At 71.6% G+C, this 5,732-nt stretch carries 4 protein-coding genes; 2 read left to right on the top strand and 2 right to left on the bottom strand.

The genetic code is table 11. From position 1 onward, the window contains the following. Nucleotides 1-187: 187 nt before the first annotated feature. Entirely contained in the window at nucleotides 188-796 is a 609-nt protein-coding gene (locus tag E1295_RS46760; protein ID WP_132641650.1) for a response regulator transcription factor, read from the top strand. On the opposite strand, the gene E1295_RS46755 is transcribed toward E1295_RS46760, so the two are convergent. Next, nucleotides 737-2,536, bottom strand: a complete 1,800-nt coding sequence (locus E1295_RS46755) for a sensor histidine kinase (RefSeq protein ID WP_132641648.1) — start codon at nucleotides 2,534-2,536, stop codon at nucleotides 737-739. The genes E1295_RS46760 and E1295_RS46755 overlap by 60 nt on opposite strands. 102 nt (nucleotides 2,537-2,638) lie before the next feature. Between E1295_RS46755 and E1295_RS46750 the strand changes: the two genes are divergently transcribed. Continuing rightward, nucleotides 2,639-4,579 (top strand): serine hydrolase domain-containing protein, encoded by a 1,941-nt coding sequence (locus E1295_RS46750; RefSeq protein ID WP_246081235.1) that lies wholly within the window; start codon nucleotides 2,639-2,641, stop codon nucleotides 4,577-4,579. A gap of 87 nt (nucleotides 4,580-4,666) precedes the next feature. Here the strand turns inward: E1295_RS46750 and E1295_RS46745 are convergent, their stop codons facing one another. Beyond that, a complete protein-coding gene (locus E1295_RS46745) occupies nucleotides 4,667-5,140 on the bottom strand; it encodes an NBR1-Ig-like domain-containing protein (RefSeq protein WP_166427770.1) in 474 nt (157 codons plus the stop codon). Nucleotides 5,141-5,732: the final 592 nt, after the last annotated feature.

Below are 5,732 nucleotides of genomic sequence, written 5' to 3'. Positions count from 1 at the left end.
CTACGCCGACCGCATCTACGTCCTCGACCGCGGCCTCGTCACCGAACACGGCGACCACGACACCCTCATGGCACTCAACGGCCTCTACGCCGACCTCTACACCCTCCAGGCCTCCGCCTACCGCTGACCGGCAGCGGGGGCGGAGGATGAGACCTGCGGCCTGCTGGGCACGGGAAGGATGGAGATCGTGATTCGGGTGTTGCTGGCGGAGGACATGGAGCTCATTCGCGGGGCCATTGTGGCGCTGCTGGAGCTGGAGAGTGACCTGACGGTGGTCGCCGAGGTGGCGACGGGGGAGGCTGCGGTGGCGGCGGCCCTGGAACACAGGCCGGACGTGGCGGTGCTCGACGTGCACATGCCGGGTGAGCTGGACGGGCTCGCCGCGGCCGGTGTGCTGGCCGAGCGGCTGCCCGGGTGCCGGGTGCTGATCCTCACGTCGCTGGGGCGGCCCGAGACGTTGCGGCAGGCGCTGGCGTCCGAGGCCAGCGGGTTCATGCTCAAGGACGCGCCGCCCGCGCAGCTGGCGGAGGCGATCCGCAGGGTGGTCGCGGGCGAGCGCGTGCTCGACCCGGATCTGGCCGCACAGACGATCATGAGCAGGCCGAACCCTCTGAGCGAACGGGAGATCATGGTGCTGCGGATGGCGGCGGACGGCGTGGAACCCGCGCAGATCGCCTCGACGCTCTACCTGTCGAAGGGCACCGTACGCAACTACCTGGGGGCGATCGTCACCAAGCTAGGGGCCCGCAACCGGCTCGACGCCGTCCGCATCGCGACCGAAGCCGGTTGGTTGTAGGACCAGGAGCTCATACCCTCCGGGCACCCGGGAGGTGCGCAGGGAGCCGCCGTGGGCGCTCACCCGCTGGGTCAGATTGCGCAGGCCCTGTCCGGGCGGGGCGGCGTCGGTGCCGGTCTCGGCGTGGGTGTCGTTTTCGGTGCCAGCGTCAGTGTGAGTGTCGGTGCCGGTGCCGGTGTCGGTGTCGGTGTCGGTGCCGGTGCCGGTGACACCGTCGTTGGTGATCCGCAGGCGTGCGGTGGCGTCCTGCGTGGTGAGCTCGATGCGGCAGAGCCGGGCACGGCTGTGGCGCAGGACGTTGGTGACCGCCTCACGCAGCACCATGGCCAGCAGCGCGTCGATGTCGGCCGGCAGCTCGACCACGGGATCGGCGTGGACGTCGGCTCCCGCGGCGGACAGCACCTCACGGGCGGAGGCCAGCTCGGTCGCCAACGACAACGGCCGGCCGCTGTCGCGGGGGATGGCGGCAACGTCGGCGAGGGCACGTTCGGCGATGCGGGTGATGTCGGCGAGTTGCTCGGTGCTCCGCTCAGGCGTCCGGACGGCCAGCTCTGCCTTCACCACGATGGCCGACAGACTGTAGCCGAGCAGATCGTGCACATCGCGGGCGATGCGGCGGCGCTCCCTCTCCAGCGCGATCCCGGCCAGCGCCAGGCGGGCCTGGCGCACCTGGGCGACCATGTGGGTGTGCAGGGCCAGGCCGTGGAACATGACCGCGATGGCCAGCGCGTTGAACGTCCAGTAGAGGTTGTCCACCGGAGCGATGCCGCGTAGTGCCATCACGACGGAGGTCGCCGCCAGCACGGCGCCGACCACGGGGATGGCCGCCCAGCGGGTCCACAGGATGAGCAGCGAGCCGGCGGCGTAGCCGATGAGCTGCGGATAGGGGCGTTCGGGGAAGAACAGCGGGGCCAGGGCGAGGACGAGCTGCAGTGGAAGCGTCCATCGGGCGTGCGCGGGCCGTACCCCGGGCGGCCGGGGCCATGAGTGGCGCAGTTGCAGGCCCGTGACCCCGGCCAGGATCAGAAAAGCGGGGGCCAGGACGGGGGGTGGCGGAGCCGCCCGCCACAGGAACACCGCGGAGACGATCAGGAAGCCCAGGTGCACGGTCACCAGGATGGGCAGCGCGAGCCTGGGCGTGAGGTCGTCGAAGGGCGGCTGGGCCGGGGGCGGCGGAGCCCGCCGGGCGCGCGCGGCGGCCCGGCGCGCCAGGGTGACGATCTCGCCGGTACGCCCCTGCGCCGCCAGGGCGGTGATGGCCGACAGGCTGGAGCCCAGGACGCTCTCGAACTCGCGTGAGGCCCGCTCGCGCTCTTCGGCGACCGACGCCTCGGCCAGTTCGTGGCGGGCGGCGTGCAGTTCGGCGCGCAGGTCGTTCAGCCGGGTGACGCCGAACACCACCAGGCCCTGCGTCAGCGCGTTCACCATGGCGTTCACGCAGGTGTAGACGTCGGCCGTGTTGAGCAGGCCGGTCACGGCCACAACGGCTGCGGCCAGCACCCAGCGCGCCGGGCCGCGCGCGATCAGGAGCACGGAGGCGGTGAGCAGCCCGGGAGCACCCTGCCCGGCCCACACGAACAACAGGGCCTGCGCGACCAGGGTCCACGGACCGGCCAGGCGGCGCGGGCGGGGCAGGCTGTGCACGATCTGCAGGATCAGCATGACGATCGCGGGCACGCCGGGCAGCGGTGCGAGCGGATCGAACGCCACACCGGCCAGGACCACCAGGATGATCACCACAGCGGAGAATCATACCGATATGTACGGATCATGCATTCTGCCGTACGTACTGGTGTCCCTGACACTGGTCCGGTATCACCCCAGGTCGGCAGGGTTGTCCCCATGAAAGCGCACCTGATCCGCATCTGGGCCACGGCGCTGGCCGGCGCCCTGATCCTTCTCGCAGCAGGCCCGGCCACGGCATCCGCCACGCCGGTCACGCCGGAGACCGACCTGTCCGGACTGGCCGAGACGATCGACCGGATCGTCCCCGGGCAACTGGCCGAGCACCGCATTCCCGGTGCGGCCGTCGTCGTGGTCTCCGGTGGGCGTACGGTCCTCACCAAGGGCTACGGTGTCGCCGACGTGGCCACGCGCCGGCCGGTCGACCCTGGGCGCACCGGCTTCTTCACCGGATCGCTCGCCAAGCTGTTCACCGCCGCGGCCGCGCTGCAACTCGTGGACGACGGCAAGCTGGACCTGCGCGCGGATGTCAACAAGTATCTGACCACGTTCAAGATCGAGGACTCCTACCCGGGGCGGCCGGTCACCCTGGAACACCTCCTGACCTACACGGCGGGCTTCGACGACGACATCGTCGGGCTCGCCGAAGCCGACCCGGAAGACGTCGGCTCCCTGGCGGACAGCCTGGCCGAACGGCAACCGCGCCGGGTACGCCCGCCCGGCACGCGCGTCGCCTACGACAACTACGGTATGGCGCTGGCCGGCCACCTCGTGGAGGCCGCCTCGGGGCAACCGTACGCGCAGTACGTCGAGCAGCACGTACTCAAGCCGCTCGGCATGAACGCCACCAGCGTGGCCGTGCCGCACGCCGCGGACCTCGCCCTCGACCTCGCCGGCGCCTACCGCCCGAGCGAGGGCGGCTACGCTGCCGTCCAGGGCCAGTACGGCCCCTGGGCCCCCTCGGGAACCGGCCCCGTCTCCACCCCCGCCGACATGGGCCGCTTCATGCTCGCCCAGCTCAGCGACGATCCGCGCATGGGTGCGAACGTCGCTCGCCGCCTCCAGGAGCAGCACTACGCCCAGGACCCGCGCATCCCGGGCATGGGATACACCTTCGAGCAGCGCTCGCACAACGGCCACCGGATCGTCTACAAGGACGGCGAGGTGCCCGGCCACCACAACGTCATGGCGCTGCTTCCGAGGCAGGACATCGGGATCTACGTCGTCTACAACGGCGACGGCGTCGGCCAGGTCGCGGGCTGGGCCGGCCAGAGCCTCGTCCATCAGATCATGGACGAGTACGTGCCCGCGCAGCCGGACGGCACACGGGCCGTCTCCGGCGGGGACACGACGCGCTACGCCGGCAGCTACCGCTCCACGCGCACCAGCCGGACCAGCCTCATGAAGGTCAGCGCGCTGTTCGGCACGACGACCGTACAGGCCAACGCCGACGGCACTCTCACCACCACCGGCCTCTCGCTGGACCCGGAGAAGACGACCCAGCACTGGACGCCCATCGGGCCAGGTCTCTTCCAGGAGCGCGACGGCCGGGCGAAGATCGCCTTCGACGACGAGGGCACGCTGTCCAGCTCGATGAACCCGTCCGAGGCGCTGGAGAAGCTGCACTGGTCCGACGAGCCGATGTTGCACACGGTCCTGTTGGGTCTCAGCGGCCTCGTGTTCGTGCTCGCCTTCCTCGTCCTGCCGGTCAACGCCTTGGTCCGGGTGCTGCGGAGGCGTTCGCGTGCCGGTGCCCGGGCTCAACCGGCCGGTGCCCGTGCCGCCCGGCTGCTGGCCTGGATCACCGCCGCGCTGGTGACCGTCTTCGTCGGTGGCGTCGCCGTGACCATGTCCGACCCGAACGTCACCATCGAGCTGACCTCTCTCTACGCGCCCCGGCTGGCCGCGCTGCCGATCGTCGCCACGGCCGGGCTCGTGCTCTGCATCGTGGTCGCCGGCTGCGCGGTGGCGGCCTGGGTGAAGGGCTGGTGGGGCCGGCCAGGACGGCTGTGCTACACGGGGCTCGCCCTGGCCGGTGTGGTGTTCTTCAAGGTCGCCATGACGTACAACCTGCTCGCCCTGCCGTTCCCGACGAACTGACGACCGGTGCCCTCCTGGCCGCGTTCCGCACGAGCCGCTGCTCATGCAGCCGGACACCCGGTGCGTACGCGAGCGCGGACCCCGCTCTCAGCCGACGGTGACGTCGAGAAAGATGGGCTTCTTGCCGGCGAGCAGCGGGGTGCCGTCCTCGTCGGTCATCTTCCAGAAGATCTTGCAGCGGCCGGGAGAGTCGGCGGCGCGCACGCGTACGGTGATGTCGACCGTCTCGCCGGGCAGCACCGGCCCGATCCCGACCCGTTCCGGCGCCTTGCACGGGGTGTCGTTCATGCGGGTCAGGTAGCGATCCTGCCACGGGACGGTGCCCGCGTTGCGGATGCGCCACACCTTGTCGAAGGCGGCGCCCTGCTCCACCACGCTGCCGTCGGGGTAGGTCACGTCACCCTCGAAGACGGAGTCGTCGCGCGGGGAGACGGTCTGCGCGGGGGTGGGCCGGCTCGTCGCGGGTTCGTTCTCGTCCCTCTCTCCGAGCAGTGGCAGCACCCAGCCGATCAGGATGGCGGCGACCCCGACCACGCCGGTCGCCGCGGCGAGCACGGTCACCTTCCCCACCGGCGCCCTACGGCGAGCACCTTGCCGCGCTCCGAATGCCGTTCCCGCCCCGCCGGACGGTCCGGGACCGCCGGATAGTTCAGGGCTGCTGGACGGTTCCAGGCTGCCGGACGTAAGGGGGCCGCCGGACGGTCCGGGGCTGCTGGACGGTTCGCGACCGCTGGATGGTTGGGGGCCGCCGGATGGCTCAGGCCCATCGTGCGGCGCCGGGCCAGCGGATTCACCGGAGCCGCCGGGCCCGGGGGCTCCGCCCGGCTGCGAGGTCCCCCCCGGTTGCGGTGCCCCGCTGGGTTGGGGCGCCGTGCTGGGTTGGGATGTCGTGCCGGGTTGCGATGCCTCGTTGGGCTGGAATGTCGTGCCGGCTTGCGATGCCCCGCTGGGTTGCGAGGTCCCGCCGGGGTGGGATGTCGCGTCGGGTTGTGCCCCGCCGGGTTGGGGCGAGCCAGTCTGTGATGAGCCGTCGGCCGGGGGCGAGCCGGGCTGCGACGAGCCGGGCCGGGATGAGCCGGACCGGGATGAGCCGGGCCGGGATGAGCCGGACCGGGATGAGCCGGGCCGGGATGAGCCGGGGTGTGATGCGTCG

This window comes from Nonomuraea mesophila (assembly GCF_004352805.1).
Classification (GTDB): Bacteria; Actinomycetota; Actinomycetes; order Streptosporangiales; family Streptosporangiaceae; genus Nonomuraea; species Nonomuraea longispora.
The sequence above is the reverse complement of the archived record's forward strand: the minus strand, read 5'-3'. Positions and strand labels throughout refer to the sequence as shown.